Origin of the sequence: Micromonospora sp. NPDC000121 (assembly GCF_042899165.1) — a bacterium.
Taxonomy (GTDB): Bacteria; Actinomycetota; Actinomycetes; order Mycobacteriales; family Micromonosporaceae; genus Micromonospora.
The window spans coordinates 332579-350863 of the sequence record NZ_JBIAZP010000004.1 but is presented as its reverse complement, the minus strand read 5'-3'; the positions used below and the strand labels follow the sequence as shown (position 1 = coordinate 350863).

20 protein-coding genes are annotated in these 18285 nt (G+C 73.8%); 12 read left to right on the top strand and 8 right to left on the bottom strand.

What is annotated here, in order from left to right; all coding sequences use genetic code 11:
- Positions 1–11 precede the first annotated feature (11 nt).
- On the bottom strand, positions 12–1103 hold the full coding sequence (locus ACFY23_RS15155; protein WP_350684378.1) for a UDP-N-acetylmuramate dehydrogenase: 1092 nt from the start codon (positions 1101–1103) through the stop codon (positions 12–14).
- 70 nt (positions 1104–1173) lie between these two features.
- Here ACFY23_RS15155 and ACFY23_RS15150 point away from each other — a divergent pair, with 70 nt between their 5' ends.
- From ACFY23_RS15150 to ACFY23_RS15115, 8 genes are all read left to right on the top strand, one after another.
- On the top strand, positions 1174–1935 hold the full coding sequence (locus ACFY23_RS15150) for a maleylpyruvate isomerase family mycothiol-dependent enzyme (RefSeq protein WP_350684377.1): 762 nt from the start codon (positions 1174–1176) through the stop codon (positions 1933–1935).
- 330 nt (positions 1936–2265) lie between these two features.
- A complete protein-coding gene (locus ACFY23_RS15145; protein ID WP_350683878.1) occupies positions 2266–3564 on the top strand; it encodes an extracellular solute-binding protein in 1299 nt (432 codons plus the stop codon).
- Between the two features lie 73 nt (positions 3565–3637).
- Positions 3638–4648, top strand: coding sequence for a sugar ABC transporter permease (locus ACFY23_RS15140; RefSeq protein WP_350683880.1), 1011 nt, complete (start codon positions 3638–3640; stop codon positions 4646–4648).
- The gene (locus ACFY23_RS15135; protein WP_350683882.1) at positions 4645–5478 is read left to right on the top strand and encodes a carbohydrate ABC transporter permease; all 834 of its coding nucleotides are present in this window, start codon (positions 4645–4647) and stop codon (positions 5476–5478) included. The genes ACFY23_RS15140 and ACFY23_RS15135 overlap by 4 nt, the downstream gene beginning before the upstream one ends.
- Entirely contained in the window at positions 5475–6854 is a 1380-nt protein-coding gene (locus ACFY23_RS15130; protein ID WP_350683884.1) for a GH1 family beta-glucosidase, read from the top strand. Before ACFY23_RS15135 ends, ACFY23_RS15130 begins: the two co-directional genes overlap by 4 nt.
- 19 nt (positions 6855–6873) lie before the next feature.
- Positions 6874–7881, top strand: coding sequence for a LacI family DNA-binding transcriptional regulator (locus ACFY23_RS15125; RefSeq protein ID WP_350683886.1), 1008 nt, complete (start codon positions 6874–6876; stop codon positions 7879–7881).
- 91 nt (positions 7882–7972) lie between these two features.
- Positions 7973–8386, top strand: coding sequence for a RidA family protein (locus ACFY23_RS15120; RefSeq protein WP_350683888.1), 414 nt, complete (start codon positions 7973–7975; stop codon positions 8384–8386).
- Position 8387: 1 nt separating this feature from the next.
- Positions 8388–9284: a GNAT family N-acetyltransferase gene (locus ACFY23_RS15115; RefSeq protein WP_350683890.1), complete on the top strand. Its 897-nt coding sequence runs from the start codon at positions 8388–8390 to the stop codon at positions 9282–9284.
- Positions 9285–9293: 9 nt separating this feature from the next.
- Here the strand turns inward: ACFY23_RS15115 and ACFY23_RS15110 are convergent, their stop codons facing one another.
- Positions 9294–9809, bottom strand: coding sequence for an O-acetyl-ADP-ribose deacetylase (locus ACFY23_RS15110; protein WP_350683892.1), 516 nt, complete (start codon positions 9807–9809; stop codon positions 9294–9296).
- A 1-nt stretch (position 9810) separates the two neighbouring features.
- On the bottom strand, positions 9811–10602 hold the full coding sequence (locus ACFY23_RS15105) for an EI24 domain-containing protein (RefSeq protein WP_350683894.1): 792 nt from the start codon (positions 10600–10602) through the stop codon (positions 9811–9813).
- 74 nt (positions 10603–10676) lie between these two features.
- On the opposite strand from ACFY23_RS15105, the gene ACFY23_RS15100 reads away from it, so the two are divergent.
- Complete coding sequence (locus ACFY23_RS15100; protein ID WP_350683896.1) at positions 10677–11699, top strand: YafY family protein; 1023 nt, start codon at positions 10677–10679, stop codon at positions 11697–11699.
- Here the strand turns inward: ACFY23_RS15100 and ACFY23_RS15095 are convergent.
- On the bottom strand, positions 11690–12604 hold the full coding sequence (locus ACFY23_RS15095; RefSeq protein WP_350683898.1) for an SDR family oxidoreductase: 915 nt from the start codon (positions 12602–12604) through the stop codon (positions 11690–11692). The two genes, ACFY23_RS15100 and ACFY23_RS15095, sit on opposite strands and share 10 nt — an antisense overlap.
- Positions 12605–12680: 76 nt before the next feature.
- On the opposite strand from ACFY23_RS15095, the gene ACFY23_RS15090 reads away from it, so the two are divergent.
- Positions 12681–13376 (top strand): DNA polymerase beta superfamily protein, encoded by a 696-nt coding sequence (locus tag ACFY23_RS15090; RefSeq protein ID WP_350683930.1) that lies wholly within the window; start codon positions 12681–12683, stop codon positions 13374–13376.
- A gap of 217 nt (positions 13377–13593) precedes the next feature.
- Complete coding sequence (locus ACFY23_RS15085) at positions 13594–14496, top strand: GNAT family N-acetyltransferase (protein WP_350683900.1); 903 nt, start codon at positions 13594–13596, stop codon at positions 14494–14496.
- Positions 14497–14672: 176 nt separating this feature from the next.
- Here the strand turns inward: ACFY23_RS15085 and ACFY23_RS15080 are convergent, their stop codons facing one another.
- From ACFY23_RS15080 to ACFY23_RS15065, 4 genes are all read right to left on the bottom strand, one after another.
- Positions 14673–15560 carry an alpha/beta hydrolase gene (locus ACFY23_RS15080; protein WP_350683902.1) on the bottom strand — a complete coding sequence of 296 codons (888 nt, stop codon included), beginning with the start codon at positions 15558–15560 and terminating at the stop codon, positions 14673–14675.
- Positions 15557–15874 carry a DUF2516 family protein gene (locus ACFY23_RS15075; RefSeq protein WP_350683904.1) on the bottom strand — a complete coding sequence of 106 codons (318 nt, stop codon included), beginning with the start codon at positions 15872–15874 and terminating at the stop codon, positions 15557–15559. Before ACFY23_RS15075 ends, ACFY23_RS15080 begins: the two co-directional genes overlap by 4 nt.
- 71 nt (positions 15875–15945) lie before the next feature.
- Positions 15946–16734: a hypothetical protein gene (locus ACFY23_RS15070; RefSeq protein WP_350683906.1), complete on the bottom strand. Its 789-nt coding sequence runs from the start codon at positions 16732–16734 to the stop codon at positions 15946–15948.
- Complete coding sequence (locus ACFY23_RS15065; protein ID WP_350683908.1) at positions 16734–17342, bottom strand: helix-turn-helix transcriptional regulator; 609 nt, start codon at positions 17340–17342, stop codon at positions 16734–16736. Before ACFY23_RS15065 ends, ACFY23_RS15070 begins: the two co-directional genes overlap by 1 nt.
- Positions 17343–17453: 111 nt before the next feature.
- Here ACFY23_RS15065 and ACFY23_RS15060 point away from each other — a divergent pair, with 111 nt between their 5' ends.
- Positions 17454–18251: an alpha/beta hydrolase gene (locus ACFY23_RS15060; RefSeq protein WP_350683910.1), complete on the top strand. Its 798-nt coding sequence runs from the start codon at positions 17454–17456 to the stop codon at positions 18249–18251.
- Positions 18252–18285: the final 34 nt, after the last annotated feature.

Sequence of the window (18285 nt, the reverse complement as noted above, 5' to 3'; positions counted from 1 at the left end):
GGGAGCGCGGGTCAGATGGCGCAGTTGACGAGGACGGGTTCGGGGTGGAGGGTGACGCCGAAGCGGCGGTGGACGCCGTCGCGGATCTCCCGGGCCAGCTCGACCAGGGCGGCCGTGCTGGCGGTGCCGCCGCGGTTGGTCAGGGCGAGGGTGTGCTTGCTGGAGATGGCGGTGCCCTCCGGGCCCGGGTGGCCCTTGCCGAACCCGGCCTTGTCGATCAGCCAGGCCGCGCTGATCTTGACCATGTCCCCCGGGCAGGGCCAGGACGGCGGATCGCCCAGGTCGGCGGCGCGCTCGCGCAGCAGCTCGTACGCCGCGCGGTCCAGCACCGGGTTGGTGAAGAACGAGCCGACCGACCGGGTGTCCGGGTCGGCCGCGTCGAGCACCATGCCCTTGCCGGCGCGCAGCCGCAGCACCGTGGCGCGGGCGTCGGCCAGCGGCACCCGGTCCCCCACCTCGACGCCGAGAGCCCGGGCCAGCTCGGCGTAGCGCACCGGGCCGGACAGCGGCGAGCGGGTCAGCCGGAAGTCGACCGAGAGCACCACCCAGCGGTCGCTGTACTTGAAGATGCTGGAACGGTAGGCGAAGCCGCAGTCGGCGGCGGCGATCCGCCCGACCGTCCCGGCGACCCGGTCGTGGACCTGCACGCCGGTGATGGTCTCGGCGACCTCCTGCCCGTACGCGCCGACGTTCTGGATGGGGGTGGCGCCGGTCGAGCCGGGGATGCCGGAGAGGCACTCCAGGCCGGACCAGCCGTTGGCCACGGTGGTGGCGACGAGGTCGTCCCAGGGCTCGCCGGCCTCGACGCGTACGGTGACCGTGTCGGCGTCCTCGGCGACCACCCGCAGGCCCCGCGAGCGGACCAGGACCACGGTGCCGGGGAAGCCGGCGTCGCCGATCACGACGTTGCTGCCGCCGGCGAGGACCAGGACCTGCTCGTCCCGTTCACCCGCCTCCCGCACCGCCCGGACGATCTCGTCCGCGTCCGTGCCGGCCACGACCCGTCCGGCCGGCCCGCCCAGGCGTAATGTGGTGTATTGCGCCAGTTCGCACGTGGCGGCGCGTTCGGCTCCGGTTGTCGGCTGGGCGTAGACGTCTGACACGCCTTTCACCCTAGGCTGAGGGGTAGCCGCGGCGCCCACTGGTGGCCCGGTCACCCCCGGGAGGATGGCGATGAACAGACTGCACGGCACGAAGGACTTCTGGATCGGCGCGCTCCGGGCGGAGGGCCCGGCGTTCGCCGCGGCCGTGGCCGAGGCGCCACCGGAGACCCCGGTGCTGTCCTGTCCCGGCTGGACCGTCGCCGACCTGACCCTGCACCTCGCCGCCGCCTACCGCTGGGTGCACTCGTTCGCGGCCTCCGGCGCGGCCACCCCGCCGCCCAGCCGGCCCGAGCGCGTCGAGCCGGAGCCCGGCGTCGCCCCGCTGCGGCTCTGGCAGCAGGCGTACGACCAGTTGATGACCCTTTTCGACGCCCTCGACCCGGAGGCCCCGGCCTGGAACTGGGCCCCGCAGCCGAAGAAGGCGGGCTTCTGGCCGCGCCGGATCGCGCACGAGACCGCGGTGCACCGCTGGGACGCCCAGCTCGCGATCGCCGCCGGCGAGCCGGTCGAGGCCAAGCTCGCCGCCGACGGGGTGAGCGAGGTGCTGGACACCTGGCTGCCCGCCGGCCGGCGGCGCACCGCCGGCCAGTGGCACGGGGTGGTGCAGCTCTCCGCGGTCGACGCCGCCCAGCAGTGGTTCCTGCGGCTGCGCGGGGAGGGGGTCGCCCTGCTGGACACCGCCACCATCCTCGACCACGACGACCACCACGCCCGGGCGCAGGTCAGCGGCACGGCGAGCGACCTGCTGCTCGCGCTCTGGGGCCGGGTCAGCTTCGACACGCTCGACGTGGCCGGCGACCACACCCTGCTCGACGGTATGCGCGTCGGCTGATCCCGCGCGCGGAGCCGGGCCCCGAGGGCTCCGCGCGGTCCCCGCCGCACCTCCGACAGTGGCCGCCCCCGTTTCGGGGGCGGCCACTGTCGTGGCGGCCCGCGCCGGCTCCGGCCGGCGGCGCGCCGCCGGAGAAGAACTCCTCGGCCCCCGCTCCGCCCGGGCCGCCCGGTCCGCGGCCGGCCCGGCGACGGCGGTCTCCGCGCGGCATCGAGAGCGCTCTCTTGACACCGCCTCCGGCAGGCACCACCCTGTCGTGAGAGCGCTCTCTCGGCTCTGGTCCGCCACCTGCCTCACCACCTCAGACGACCTGAGAGGGGTCCGACAGACATGGGTGTCCTTCCGCGCCGCCGCCTGGCGGCGGTGGCCCTCGCCGCCGCCGCGCTGTTCGCCACCGCCGGCTGCGCCGGCGACGAGCCCGCCGACAACGGCCAGATCACGCTGACGGTCGACGTGTTCAGCCAGTTCGGCTACGAGGAGCTCTACCAGGAGTACATGGCCAGCCACCCCGGCGTGAAGATCGTCGAGCGGGGCACCGGCACCAACCTCGACGACTACTCGCCGAAGCTGACCCAGTGGCTCGCCGCCGGCAAGGGCGCGGGCGACGTCGTCGCCATCGAAGAGGGGCTGATGGTCGAGTACAAGGCCAACCCCGACAACTTCGTCAACCTGCTCGACCACGGCGGGGCCGAACTCCAGGGCAACTTCCTGGAGTGGAAGTGGAAGGGCGGGATGACCCAGGACGGCAAGCTGATCGGCCTGGGCACCGACGTCGGCGGCATGGCGATGTGCTACCGCAAGGACCTGTTCGCCAAGGCCGGCCTGCCCACCGAGCGCGACGAGGTGTCGAAGCTCTGGCCGACCTGGCAGGACTACATCAGGGTCGGCGAGCAGTTCACGGCGAAGAACACCGGCGCCGCGTTCCTGGACGCCGCGACCAACATCTTCAACACCATCGTGCTCCAGACGGCGGGCAACGCGCAGGGCTACCACTACTACGACACCGCCGACAACCTGGTGGTGGACAGCAACCCGGCAGTCCGGCAGGCCTGGGACACCACGATGGACATCATCGACTCCGGGCTGTCCGGCAAGTACGGTTCCTGGTCCGAGGAGTGGGTCTCGGCCTTCAAGCAGGCCACGTTCGCCACCATCGCCTGCCCGGCCTGGATGACCGGCGTCATCGAGGGCAACGCGGGCGTCGAGGCCAAGGGCAAGTGGGACATCGCCCGGGTGCCCGGCAACGGCGGCAACTGGGGCGGGTCGTGGCTCGCCGTGCCCGCCCAGAGCAAGCACCGGGCCGAGGCGATCGAGCTGGCGAAGTTCCTGACCAGCGCCAAGGGCCAGATCGGGGCGTTCAAGGCCAAGGGCCCGCTGCCCTCCTCGCCGCAGGCGCTGGCCGACCCGGCGATCGTCGACGCCAAGAACCCGTACTTCTCGGACGCCCCGGTGGGACAGATCTTCGGCGAGGGCGCCAAGACCCTGCGGCCGGTCTACATGGGGCCGAAGAACCAGGCCGTCCGCACCGAGGTCGAGAACGCCGTCCGCACGGTCGAACTCGGTCAGCGCAGCCCCGAACAGGGCTGGACGGACGCGGTGAACAACGCGAAGAAGGCCGCCGCCAAGTAGCCCGAACCGGGAGTGCGGGCGGGTGGGCGCCGGGGCGCCGGTCCCGCCCGCACCGTGAAAGGAGTGGTCGGGCATGACCGTCCAGCTCGACGCGCGCCCGCCGGTCGCACCGGCGACCCGCACCGGCCGGCGTACGCCGGGGACGCGGCTCAGCCGGCTCGACACGAAGTTCTCGCCCTACCTGTTCGTCGCCCCGTTCTTCGTGCTCTTCGCGGTGTTCGGGGCGTACCCGCTGGCCTACACGTTCTGGGTCTCGCTGCACGACTGGGACCTGCTCGGCAGCGACCACCCGTTCGTCGGCCTCGACAACTACGGCCGCCTGCTGGCGGACACCGACTTCTGGCACGCGGTCGTCAACACCCTCGGCATCTTCGTCATCTCCACCGTCCCGCAGCTGCTGGCCGCGCTCTGGCTGGCCAACCTGCTCAACCGGCGGTTGCGGGCCAGGACGACGTTCCGGATGGCGGTGCTGATCCCGAACATCACCTCGACCGCCGCCGTCGCGATCGTCTTCGGGGTGCTCTTCGGCCGCGAGTTCGGCATGGTCAACTGGCTGCTCGACCTGGTCGGGATCGACGCGGTCGAGTGGAAGTCCAACCGGTTCGCGTCCTGGGTGGCCATCTCGGCGATGGTCGACTGGCGGTGGACGGGCTACAACGCCCTGATCTTCCTGGCCGCGATGCAGGCCATCCCGCGCGACCTGTACGAGTCGGCCGCCATCGACGGCGCCAACCGGGCCCGGCAGTTCTGGTCGATCACCGTGCCGCTGCTCAAGCCGACGATCATCTTCACCGTCATCATCTCCACCATCGGCGGGCTCCAGCTCTTCACCGAGCCCCGGCTGTTCCACTCCGGGACCAACCCGATCCGCGGCGGACCGCTGCGGGAGTCGCAGACCGTGACCATGTACATGTTCGAGAACGCCTTCGCGCCCCACTACAACTTCGGGTACGGCTCGGCGGTGGCGTGGCTGCTCTTCGTGCTGATCGCGGTCGTCGCGGCGGTCAACGTGCTGCTCCTGCGCCGGCTCGGCGGCGAGCGGCCCCCGAAGGCGGACGCGAGGCCGAAGGAGGGACCCCGATGACCCGCCTCTGGGCCGCCAGCCGGCTCACCTACGCCGCGCTGATCGCCGCCGGGCTCCTGTCGATCTTCCCGATCTACTGGATGTTCGTGGTGGCGAGCCGCTCCAACGACGCGATGGGCCAGCTGCCGCCCCCGGTCACCCCCGGCGGCAACTTCGGCGCGAACGTCTCCCGCCTGCTCGGCAACACCGACGCGTACTTCGTCACCGGCCTGGTCAACTCGGCGATCGTGGCGAGCACGGTCACCGTCTCGGTGGTCCTCTTCTCCACCCTGGCCGGGTTCGCCTTCGCCAAGCTGCGGTTCCGGGGCCGCAACGCGCTGCTCATGGTGATCATCGCGACGATGATGGTGCCCACCCAGCTCGGCGTCATCCCGCTCTACCTGCTGATGACCAAGCTCAACTGGAACGACCGGCTGCCGGCGGTGATCGTGCCGGCCCTGGTCACCGGCTTCGGGGTGTTCATGATGCGGCAGTACGCCGGCCAGGCCGTCAGCGACGAGCTGATCGAGGCGGCCCGGGTGGACGGCTGCAACACGGCCCGGATCTACTGGAACGTCGTGCTGCCGGCACTGCGCCCGGCCGCCGCCGTGCTGGGTCTGCTCACCTTCATGACGACCTGGAACGACTTCCTCTGGCCGTACGCTGTCCTCAACGATCCGGAGAACCCGACCGTGCAGCTGGCGTTGCGCACCCTCTCCGACGGGTACTACACCGACATGTCCCAGGTGTTCACGGGGACGGCCATCGCCACCCTTCCGCTGCTCCTGGTCTTCGTCCTGTTCGGCCGCCAGATCATCGGCGGCATCATGGAAGGTGCGGTCAAGGCTTGAGCACTCTGCGATTCCCCGAGAACTTCGTCTGGGGCGCGGCGACCGCCGCGTACCAGATCGAGGGCGCTGCCACCGACGACGGTCGCGGCCCGTCGATCTGGGACACCTTCAGCCGTACGCCGGGCAAGGTCCACCACGGGCACACCGGCGACGTCGCCTGCGACCACTACCACCGGTACGCCGACGACGTGGCGCTGATGGCGGAGCTGGGGCTTGGGGCGTACCGCTTCTCGGTGGCCTGGCCGCGGATCCAGCCCGACGGCACCGGCCCGGTCAACCCGCGCGGCCTGGACTTCTACGACCGGCTGGTCGACGCGCTGCTGGACCGGGGCATCGACCCGATCGTCACGCTCTACCACTGGGACCTGCCGCAGACCCTCCAGGACCGGGGCGGCTGGACCAACCGGGAGACCGCCGAGCACTTCGCCACGTACGCCACGGCGGTGCACGCCCGGCTCGGTGACCGGGTCGGCACCTGGACGACGCTCAACGAGCCGTGGTGCTCGGCGTACCTGGGCTACGGCAACGGGGTGCACGCCCCCGGCGAGCGGGACCCGGGCGCGGCCTTCACCGCCGTACACCATCTGCTGCTCGGGCACGGCCTGGCGGCCCGCGCGCTGCGCGCGGCCGGCGCGGAGACCATCGGGATCACCGTCAACCCGGCCGACGTGCGCCCCGCCGACCCGGACAGCGCCGCGGACGCGGCGGCGGTCCGCCTGGTGGACGGCCTGCACAACCGGATCTTCCTCGACCCGCTGCTGCGGGCGGCCTACCCGGAGGACGTGCTGGAGCACGTGGCCCGGATCGTCGAGCCGACGTTCGTCCGGGACGGCGACGAGAAGCTGATCGCCGCCCCGATCGACCTGCTGGGGGTCAACTACTACGCGCCCACCTACGTCGCCGGCCGGCCGGACGGCGCGGGCGGCAGCGCGTACCCGGGCACCGACGGCGCCGTCGAGTTCCTGCCGCCGGTCGGGCCGCTGACCGACATGGGCTGGATGATCGAGCCGGCCGGGCTGACCCGGCTGCTGGAGCGGCTCGCCACGGACTACCCCGGCGTGCCGCTGCTGATCACCGAGAACGGCGCCGCGTTTCCCGACAAGGCCGGCACCAACGCTCCCGACGGCGGCGGGCAGGTGGTCGACGCCGACCGGATCGCCTACCTCGACGGGCACCTGCGCGCCGCGCACGAGGCGATCTCCCGAGGGGTGGACCTGCGGGGCTATCTCGTATGGTCGTTGTTGGACAACTTCGAGTGGGCCGAGGGTTACCGCCGACGGTTCGGGATCATCCACGTCGACTACCTGACCCAGCGACGCACACCGAAGTCCAGCGCCCGGTGGTACCAGGAGGTGATCTCCCGGAACGGGCTGTGACGAGGCGGTGGTAACGGGGATGACGACGGCGCAGCGGCCGACACTGGAGGCGGTGGCCCGGCGGGCGGGGGTCTCGCGGGCGACCGTCTCCCGGGTGGTGAACGGCTCCACGACCGTCGCCGAGCCGATCCAGGAGGCGGTCCGCCGGGCGGTGGCCGAGCTGGGGTACGTGCCGAACCTGGCCGCCCGCAGCCTGGTCACCCAGCGGACCGACTCGGTCGCCCTGGTGCTGCCGGAGGCCGCCACCCGGGTCTTCTCCGACGACCAGGTGTTCCCGGGCATCATCCGGGGCGCGGCGCAGGAGCTGGAGGCGGCCGACAAGCAGCTCGTGCTGATGCTGGCCGGCTCGCCGGCCGGGCACGACCGGGTGGAGCGCTACACCACCGGCCGGCACGTGGACGGGGTGCTCTTCGCCTCGCTGCACGGCGAGGACCCGCTGCCGGGCCGGCTCGCCCGGCTGGGCATCCCGGTGGTGTGCAGCGGTCGCCCGCTCGACGGCGCCGACGTGCCGTACGTCGACGTCGACCACGTCGGCGGGGTGACCACGGCGGTCCGGCACCTGATCGCGGGCGGTCGCCGGCGGATCGCCACCATCGCCGGCCCGCAGGACATGGTGGCCGGGATCGAGCGGCTCACCGGCTACCGGAACACGGTCGCCGAGGCCGGGCTGCCCGAGCTGGTGGCGACCGGCGACTTCACCCGCGAGTCCGGGACGACGGCGATGCGGCAGCTCCTCGCCGAGCACCCCGACCTGGACGCGGTCTTCGCCGCCTCCGACCTGATGGCGCACGCCGCCCTGCGGGCGCTGCGCGAGGCGGGGCGACGGGTGCCGGACGACGTGGCGGTGATCGGCTTCGACGACATCGAGACGGCCGCGTACACCGAGCCGCCACTCACCACCGTCCGCCAGCCGATCGTGGAACTCGGCCGGCAGATGACCCGGCTGCTGCTGCGGCTGGCCGCTGGCGAGGCGATCGAGCCGGCCGTGGTGCTCCCCACCGAGCTGGTGGTCCGCGAGTCGGCCTGACGCGTCGGCGGGTCCGCTGTGGGAGATCGTCCGTCCGGACCGGGCGGATATCCGGTCGAGCCGCCGCGCGCCCGGCGGTAGCCTCGCCGGCGTGACCCCACCGACCCGCCTGATCCGCGTGCCCGCCCTGTCCGACGTCGCCGAGTACGCGTACGCGGCCACGGTCGAGCCGCCGGCCCGGCTCGTCTTCACCGCCGGCTCCTGCCCGCTCGACGCGAAGGGGCGGACCGTCGCGCCCGGCGACCCGGTCGGCCAGGCCCGGCAGGTGATGGCCAACCTGGAGACCGCCCTCGCGGCGGCGGGCGCCCGGCTCACCGACGTCGTCAAGACCACCGTCTACGTGGCGTCGTCCCGCCAGGCCGACCTGGTGGCCGTCTGGGAGGTGGTCCGGGACGCGTTCGGCGACCACGAGCCGCCCAGCACCCTGCTCGGGGTGGCCGTGCTCGGCTACGACGACCAGCTCGTCGAGGTCGAGGCCGTCGCCGCCGTACGCGAGGAGGGCTGACGTGCGGATCCGGACCGCCCGCCCCGACGACGCGCCCGCCGTGGTGGCGCTACGCGCGCTCGTGCACCCCTATCTGGTGCGCGGCGTCGAGTCGACCCGGCGCATGATCGCCCAGCCCCCGCCCGGCGAGGACTGGACCGCGTACGTCGTCGAGGTGGACGACACCGTGGTCGGCTGGGCGTCCGCGTACCGCAACGACCGGACGTCGGAACCGGACGTCGGGGAGGTCTCCACGCTGCACGTCCACCCCGGGTACCGGGGGCGGGGCGCCGGCACCGCGCTGCTGACCACCGCGCTGGGGCACCTCCGGGACATCGGGGCGCGCCGGGTGCGTACCTGGGTGCTGCCGGAGTCGCTGCCGTTCGCCCGCCGGCACGGCTTCACGCCGAGCCGGGAGCTGCGCTACTCGGCGCTCGACCTGCGGCCGGCCCCGCCGATGCCGGAGCCGCCGCCGGGCGTACGGCTGCTCCCGCTGACCGACGTCGACCCGCGCCGGATGCACCTGGCCAACCTGGCGGCGGCGACCGACGAGCCGGAGGACGTGCCCGTCGACTCGATCAGCTACGAGAACTGGCGCTACGAGGTCTGGGACAACCTGGGCCTGGACCGCGCGGCCAGCACGGCGGCCGAGGTCGGCGGCGAGGTGGCGGCGTTCAGCCTCGTCAAGCGGGACGGCGACCGGATGTGGTCGGACTACACCGGCACGTTACCGGCGTACCGGGGGCGCGGGCTCGCCCGCCTGGCCAAGACGGCGGCGCTGCACCGTGCCGCCGCCGGCGGGGTACGCGTCGCCTACACCTCGAACGACGAGGCGAACGCGCCGATGCTGGCGGTCAACGTCCGGCTCGGCTACCGCCCGGTCGGATCGAGCTGGTCCTGCCTGCGCGAGCTTTCCTGACCGTCCCGGTCAGCCGGCGTCGTACACCCGCTGCGCGGCCGCCCGGGTGTCCGCGCCGAAGAGCACCAGCCGGGCCTCGGTCACATTGGTCGGGGTGGCCGGACGGAGCACCGACAGGGCCTGCCGCACGGCGTCCTCGACCGGCCAGCCGTAGACGCCGGCCGAGATCAGCGGGAACGCCACGCTCTCCGCGCCCAACTCGTCGGTGACCCGCAGGCTGCTCGCGTAGCAGTCGCGCAGCAGCGCCGAGCGGTCCTCGGCCGCCGACCAGACCGGCCCGACCGTGTGCACCACCCAGCGGGCCGGCAGGTTCCCGGCGGTGGTCGCCACCGCCTGGCCGGTCGGCAGCCCGCGGCCGTACCGGGAGGCGCGCAGGGCCCGGCACTCGTCGAGGATGGCCGGGCCGCCCCGCCGGTGGATCGCGCCGTCCACTCCCCCGCCGCCCAGCAGCGACGAGTTGGCGGCGTTGACGACCACGTCCACGCGCTGGGTGGTGATGTCCCCCTCGACCAGCGTGACCTCCACGTCAGCCCTCCGTGACGGACTGGCCGAGCGAGCGGCGGGCCAGCAGGGTCGCCCCGGCGACGGCGGCCGGCATGACCAGCACCGCGCCGAGCGGGATCAGGAAGCAGACGAAGACCGCCACCCCGAAGCCGAGCGTGGTGGGCCGGTCCGCCTTCAGGATCGACCGGCGCTCCGGCAGCCGCATGCCGCGCCGGTAGAACGGGGCACCGACCAGTTCCACGGCGAGCAGCCACCCGCCCACCGCGGCGCCGATCACCGGCACCACGGTCTGGCCGACCACCGGGATGAACCCGGCGGCGAAGAGCGGGATGCCGAACAGCACCGACAGGCCCACCAGCCGTACCGAGTCGGCGAGGCTGCGCCGCAGCGACGGCCAGAACGGCACGTCGACCGCGCCGGGCGTGCCGCCGAGGCGCTCCTCGACCCGTTCGGAGATCTTCTCGTAGAACGGGTCGCCGATGACCAGGGTGACGGCGGTGAAGCTGACCACCGCGAGCAGGCCGCCGATGCCGAGGAAAACCAGCCCGGCGGCCACCCGGACCAGGTTGCGCCAGGTGGCCGACCAGTCGTCGGCGAACGGGGTGACCAGTGCGGCCAGGTCGTCGACGAAGTAGGCCAGGGTGGCGAACGCGGCCACGAAGATCGCACCGGAGATCAGCGCCGGCACGATGCCGAGCAGCATCAGCGCGGGGCTGCGGACGTAGAGGCCGAGGCCGCGCAGGAGCAGGCCCACGCCGGTGAAGAACCGGCCGACGGCGCCGGTCACGGGCGCGGCGAGACGGGGTGCGTTCACGACCGCAGAGCCTAGTGGTCGCCGCCGTCCGACGCCCCGACGGCGGCCGTACGGCATCGGGGCAGGATGGACGGGTGCGGGCGGCCCGGTTGATCTCGTTGGTGTTGCTGCTCCAGGCGCGAAAGACGATGACCGCGGCCGAGCTGGCGCGGGAGTTGGAGGTGTCCGAGCGGACCGTCTACCGGGACGTCATGGCGCTCTCCGCCGCCGGGGTGCCGGTCTACTCCGACCGGGGCCGGGCCGGCGGCTACCGGTTGCTCGGCGGCTACCGGACCCGGCTGACCGGGCTGACCCGGGACGAGGCGGAGGCGCTCTTCCTGGCCGGGCTGCGCGGGCCGGCCGGCGACATGGGGCTCGCCGACGCGGTGGCCTCGGCCGAGCTGAAGGTGCTGGCCGCGCTGCCACCCGCGCTGCGCGACGCGCCGGCCCGCACGGGGCAGCGGTTCCACCTGGACGTGCCCGGCTGGTTCCGGGAGGTGGGGCCGCCGCCGTGGCTGACCGAGCTGGCGGGGGCGGTCTGGCGGGACCGGGTGGTCGAGCTGCGCTACCGGCGCGGGGACCGCGAGGTCACCCGGGAGCTGTCCCCGTACGGCCTGGTGCTCAAGAGCGGCGTCTGGTATCTCGTCGGCCGGGTCGGCGACGACGTGCGCACGTACCGGGTGGACCGGGTGACCGGCGTCGCGGTGAGCGGGGAGACGTTCGACCGGGACGAGGGCTTCGACCTGGCCGCCTACTGGCGGGAGCAGGCCGAGGCGTTCCTCCGGAGCATGCTGCGGGACCGGGTCACCGTCCGGCTGAGCCCCGCCGGCCTGCGCCAGCTCCGGCACCTGGCCGACGCTCCCTTCGTGTACGAGGAGGCGGTCGCCGCCGCCGACGGGCCCGACGGGCAGGGCTGGGTGGTGACCCGGCTGCCGGTCGAGTCCGTCGACGTGGCGTACAGCCAGTTGCTGGGGTTGGGGCCGGAGGTCGAGGTGCTCGATCCGCCGGGGCTGCGGGCGCGACTGGCGGAGGCCGCGTCGCGCGCCGCCGCGCTCTACGCGACGCGGCCTCCGCATCCGCCCGGGACGCTCCGGACCGACGCCGACGGTCAGCGGTAGCCGGTGACGTCGGCCGGTTTGCCGGGATCCTGCACCTCGACCAGGTACCGCCAGGCGTCCGGGCGGCTGCCGTCGAGGTCGGTGAAGCCGTACACCTTGGCCAGCTCGCCGCTGGACACGGACCGTCCGTTCCAGCGGGCCCGGTCCTCGTCGGCGGCCAGCGCAGCCACCGCGCGCCCGACGAACGCCGGCGACTCCGAGATGGCGAAGTGCGGCTGCTTGTCCAGGGCGTCCCGCCAGTTCTCCTCGGTGACCCCGAAGTGCTCCAGCATCGCCTCGGACCGGAGCCAGCCCGGGGTCAGCGCGACGGCGGTGCACCCGTGCGGCGCCACCTCGTGCGCCCAACTCGCCGCGAGCCGGTTCACCGAGACCTTGGCGAGGTCGTAGAAGACCGAGAGCCGGTAGTTGTCGTCGTTGTACTCCTTGGTGCCGTCGCCGACCTCCACCACCAGGCCGCCGGGGCGGCGGATCAGCAGCGGCAGCGCGAAGTGGCTGGTGATGATGTGCGTGTCGACCGCCAGCCGCAGGGTGCGGAAGCCCGCGTCGAGCGGCTGCTCCCACACCGGCTTCTCCCAGGTGATCAGCGGGTCGCCGCCCCAGATGTCGTTCACCAGCACGTCGAGCCGGCCCTGCTCGGCGTCGATCCGGGCGACCAGGTCGCGGACCTGCTCGGGGACGAGGTGGTCGACCCGGACGGCGATGCCGGTGCCGCCGGCCGCCGTGACCAGCTCGGCGGTCTCCTCGATGGTCTCCGGCCGGTCCATCTCGGAGCGGCCGGCCCGGCTGCTGCGGCCGGTGGCGTAGACGGTGGCGCCGGCCGCGCCCAACTGGACGGCGATCTGCCGGCCGGCGCCCCGTGTCGCCCCGGCGACGAGCGCGATCTTCCCTGTCAGCGGTTTCGTCATGCGGCGAGCCTGTCAGCGATACCTGACAGCGGAAGTCCGGTTTCGCGCATCGGGTGCATGCGGCATGCTCGCCGGCATGCACCTGCTGCTCTCCGGCATCGTCGGCTCGGTCGCGTACGGGCTGGCCGGCCCGGGCTCCGACGTCGACCGGATCGGCGTCTTCGCCGCGCCCACCGTCGCGTTCCACGGCCTGCACCCGCCCCGCGAGTCGGTGGTGACCACCGACCCCGACACGACCCTGCACGAGGCCGCGAAGTGGTGCCGGCTCGCGTTGAGCGGCAACCCGACCGCCACCGAGCTGGCCTGGCTGCCGGACGACTGCTACGAGACCCGGACGGAGTTCGGCGACCGGTTGATCGCCATCCGGTCGGCGTTCCTCAGCGCGCCCCGCGTCCGCGACGCCTACCTCGGCTACGCCGGTCAGCAGTTCCGCAAGCTGGAGTCCCGGGGCGACGGAGCGTTTTCGGCCGACACACGGCGACGGACCGCCAAGCACGCCCGGCACCTGGCCCGCCTGGTGCACCAGGGCCGGCTGCTCTACACGACCGGCGTGCTGGAGATCCGGCTCGCCGACCCCGGTTGGTTCCGGGCGTTCGGCGAGCGGGTGGCCGGCGGCGAGCTGGACGAGGCGCGCACGCTGCTCGCCGAGGCGGAACGCGACTTCGACCGTGCCCGCTCCCCGCTGCCGGACCGTCCGGACGAGGCCACCGTGGAACGCTGGCTGCTCGACGTCCGCGCCGCCCACCTGCCGCCCGAGCTGACCGCACCCTGACCCGCGCGCCCCGGGCGCGGCGGACGGCGGGCGGTGCCGGGAGCCGGGCTCGACATGCGGTTGGACCGGCCTGGGCGCGACTGCTAGCCTGCTCGGGCGTCCTCGATCTTGGAAGGGAGGTGGGCACCGTGTCCGTCACGACATCGCTGTGCTCCCACCCGGCCGCGAGGACGCCACGGTCCTGACCCGGGAGCACGTCACACCCGGAAGGATCCCCATGACCGACCTGGTCATCCGCCCGCTCACCGCGGGCGAGGAAGAACTGTTCAACTCGCTGCCCGACCCCGGGCTGGTGGGCCGCGCCGCGTTCGGCGAGAACTACTCCGCCATGGCCGCCGACGGCCAGTACCGTCCCGAGTGGAGCTGGGTGGCCCTGCGCGGCGACGTGGTGGTGGCCCGCGCCGCCTGGTGGGGCGGCCCGGACGACGACGCGCCGCTGGCCCTCGACTGGTTCGACTTCACCGACCGCGAGGCGGCGGTCCGGCTGCTGCGGACCGCGCCGCTGCGGGCCGAGTACTCGCTCTCGCTGCCACCCGGCTGGCGGGACGACCCGGCCGTCCGCGCGCAGGCCGAGGCCCGGATCGACGCCGCGACGGCAGCCGGCATGTCCGTGCTCGTCGAGCGGTACCGCTACCGCTGGAGGCCGGAGTGCGGCCTGCCCGCCCGCCCCGGGCGGCTGGAGTTCCGGCCGGAGCCGGACGACGCCGTGATCCTCGACGTGCTGCGCCGGGTGGGCGAGGAGAGCCTCGACGCACACACCCGGCACACCGCCGCCAAGCACGGGCCGGACGCGGCGGCGCAGGAGGAACTCGACCTGTTGCGCTGGCTGCCGAGCCCGCGCGACTGGTGGCGGCTGGCCTGGACGCCCGAGGGCGAACTGGTCGGCGTCACCGTGCCGGCCCGCAACCACACCGACCCGATCGTCGGTTTCATCGGCGTGGTGCCCGAGCAGCGCGGGCACGGGTACGCGTACGACCTGCTGGTCGAGGCCACCCACCTGCTGGTCGAGACGGGGGCGGAAGAGATCGTGGCGGCCACCGACCAGACGAACCACCCGATGGCCGCCAACTTCGCCCGCGCGGGCTACCCGATCGAGCGGGAACGCATCGACCTGGTGTGACCGCCCGACTCCCGGCGTCGGTGTCCGGCGCCGGGAGTCACCGGGTCAGTCCGTCAGCCGTACGCGGACCCGGCGGTTGGCGCGGCCCTTGCTCTGCCGATCTGGGCGGTGGAGGCCACGTGCGTGCCGCCGGCCTGGCCGTCCAGGGAGGTGTGTGACGCCCAGGTCAGGGCACGTTACTCGTTGAGGAAGGCGGATATCCGGCTGCGCAGGTCGGCGCGTTCGGTCCAGAGGACGCCGGGCCGGTCGTACACGTGCAAAGTGGCCCGGGGCAGCGCGGCCGCGAGCTGCTCGGCGACCTCGGCCGGGTGCAGGTCGTCGCCGGCACACCCGATCACCAGGGCGGGCGCGGTGACCGCTGCCAACGACCCGGCGTCGCGCAGCGGCGCCTGTTCGGGAAGGCTGGCGAGCCCCGGGGCGAGCCCGTCGCGGAGGAGCTGGTCGAGCCGCTGGCGCAGGTAGGCCCAGCCGGCGGGGGTGTTGCGTACCGCCGGCGGCAGCTCGGCCTGGACCACGTCGGCGACGGCGGAGGCGTCCCCGCTCTCCACGGCGTCGAACAGGGCGGTCAGCCGGTCCCGGGCGGCCTCGCCGCGCGGCCGGTCCAGCGCCGCGGGCAGGAAGAAGACCAGCCGCTCGAAGCGCTCGGGGCTCTCGGCGAGCAGCCGGCAGAGCGCGCCCGCGCCGAGGCTGGCGCCGAAGGCCCGGGTGGCGCCGCCGAGGTCGGCGACCGCGCGCAGGTCGCGGGCCAGGTCCAGGTAGCTCCACGGGCCGGGCGGCGTGTCGGAGCGGCCGTGCCCGCGGAACTGGAAGAAGAGCTTGCGGCCGGTCACCCCGCTGCCGAACGGCCGGGTGGTGGCGATGCCGTTGCCCAGCCCGTGCGCGAACACGGTGGTCGGCTCACCCGCCCCGGTGACGAGCTGCTCCAGGTGTACGCCGTGCGGCGTGGCGACCAGCTCGGTCTCCGGCTCGGGCAGGGCCGGCCTGCCGGTGCGCGGGGCGCCGGGGCCGGGCCCCCAGGTGCGGGGCCCGCCGTCCGGCGGGGGCGGCCAGCGGAAACCTCTCACCAGGACCCTCTGCCGTCGCTCAGGTCGCGTAGGCCGACCCGGACGTCGAGCAGGTAGATGAGGCCGGCCGCGATGCCGATCAGGCCGAAGATGCTGATCGGGCCGAAGCGGAGCAGGGTCATCAGCACCAGGCAGACGGCCAGGATGGCGATCCAGGCGCCCTTGGGCAGGGTGCCGATGGCGGTGAAGGCGTCGGAGCGCTGGGTGATGGCGTGCACCAGGGCGACGCCCTGCACGATCAACGCGAACACGAGCAGGATCAGCTCGATCACGTAGCGGACGTCGAAGGCGAAGAGCGGCGCGGCGTGGGCCATGACGGCAAGCTTATGCCGGCGACCCCGGAAACGTCCGACAGGACGCCTCCGGGGTCACCGGCGCAGGGGGTCTACTCGGCGGCCGGGCGGGTCCGCTTGGTGGCCCGGGGCAGCTTCGCCGACGGCGTGTCGGCCGGCTTGGCGGCGGCCTTGGTGGCCCGGGGCGCCCGGGTCGCCTTCTTGGCGGCGGCCGGCTTGGCCTCCACGACCTCGGCCACGTCGGCCGGCGTCGGCACCTCGGCGGTGGCCGGGGCCGGGGCCTCGGCGGTCGGCTGGGCCGGCACCGTCGCGGCGGCCCTGGCCGGCTCGGCCTCGGCCTCGGTGGCCTCGATGTCGGCGTTCACGGTCTCGGCGGCCCCCAGCACGCCGGCGCCGACGACCCGCTCGCCCCGGGCGACCAGCGCGACGTACGCGGCCTGCGCCCGCTCCTGCGCGGCCTGCGCGCCGGCGACCACCACGGCGGCGTTACGGGTCGCCACCTCGCGCAGCTTGTCCAGGTCGGCGACCTCGCGCAGCTTGTTGAGGTCGGCGACCTCGCGCAGCTTCTCCAGGTCCGCGACCTCGCGCAGCTTGTTCAGGTCGGCCGCCTCGCGGAGGCGCTTCAGGTCGAGGTCGGCCGAGACGGCCTTCTCCCGCAGACCGCTGGCGGTCAGGTTCGCCGTACGCAGCGTGTCGTTGGCCTTCTGCCGCAGCTCGAAGCCGGTGACGACGGCCTTGCCGCCCAGGTCGGCGACGACCCTGGTGCCGAGGTCGGTCACCACGGCGGGCAGCTTGCGGAGCTGCTGGAGGGCCAACTCGCCCGCGCCGGCGGCGGCGTAGATCGGGGCCGGGATTCGGTGGGTCTTCGGCTGGGTGGTCATCACTTCTCCTCTTCGGCCGCGTCGGCGGCCTTCCGGACCGCCCTGCGGGCGGCCTTCTTCGCGGGCGTGTCGGTCGGAGCGGGGGCGGGGCCGGCCTCGGTGACGGCGACCGACTCGAGGACGGCCTCGGTCGGCGTACCCTCCGGTGTGGTGGGTCCGGTGGCGGCGAGGTTGGCCAGGTCCGGCGCCTCGGGCGCGCCCGGGGCGACGCCGGGCTCGGTGCCGCCCGGCGTGGCGCCGGTGGCCGCCGCGGTCGCCTCGGCGAGCCGGGCGTTCTCCCGCCGGAACGTCTCGTAGATCTGGGTGAGCGACTGCTTCTGCGCCATCGTCAGGTCGGGGTCGACCGCGATGGCCGCGAGGACGCCCTGGCCCTCCTTGTCGTCGAGCAGCCCGGCACGCAGGTACATCGCCGGGGTGGAGACCCGCAGCGCGCTGGCGAGCTGCTGGAGCACCTCCGCGCTCGGCTTGCGCAGGCCGCGCTCGATCTGACTGAGGTACGGGTTGCTGACCCCCGCCTGCTCGGCGAGCTGCCGGAGCGAGATCTTCGCGTTGCGACGCAGGTCGCGAATGAACCCGCCGACGTCGGGAAGGTCTTTACCAGTGGCCATACCCCGACGTTAGCCCGCCCTGCTAACTCCTGCAAGCAAAACGCTAACCAGAGTTAGCGAGGTCTCATTGGCAGCTTGCGTGCCCGATCGTCACCTGCGTACCTTCCTGCGATGACCAAGATCGAAGTGAACGGGGCGCTGCTCGCGTACGACGACACCGGCAGCGGCACCCCCGTCGTCCTGCTGCACGCCGGTATCGCGGACCGCCGGATGTGGCGGGAACAGGTCGGCCCACTGGCCGAGCGGCACCGGGTGATCGCCCTGGACCTGCGCGGCTACGGCGACTCGGAGCTGCCGCCGGCCCCGTTCGCCCACCACGACGACGTGGCGGGGCTGCTCGACGCGCTCGACCTCCCCCGGGCCGCCCTGGTCGGCTGCTCGTTCGGCGGCGCGGTCGCGATCGACACCGCGCTGGCCCACCCGGACCGGGTGACCGCGCTCGCCCTGCTCGGCACCGCCGTCTCCGGGCACGAGTGGTCCGAGGAGGCGAACGACCTCTGGGAGACGCTGGTGGGCGAGGTCGACCCGGAGGACTTCGCCGCCAGCGCCGCCGGTGAGGTGCGGTTCTGGGTGGTCGGTCCCGGACGCCGCCCGGAGGACGTCGACCCTGGGCTGGTCGCGTTCGCCGTCGAGATGGACCAGCGGGCGCTCGCCGCCGAGCTGGCCCTCAGCGCGGTGGACGTCGTCGAACTCGACCCGCCCGCGATCGGACGCCTCGGCGAGCTGCGGATGCCGGTCCTGGTCACCGCCGGAGCCGCGGACGTGCCCGACATCAGCCGGCTCGCCGACCGGATCGCGGCCGAGGCGCCGGGCGCGACCCGCCTGCCCGACGTGCCGGACGGGGCCCACCTGCTGCCGCTGGAGCGTCCCGCCCCGGTCAACGCCGCCCTGCTCGACTTTCTCCCCTGACGCCCGACCCGGCCCGGCGCCCCACCGTCGCCGG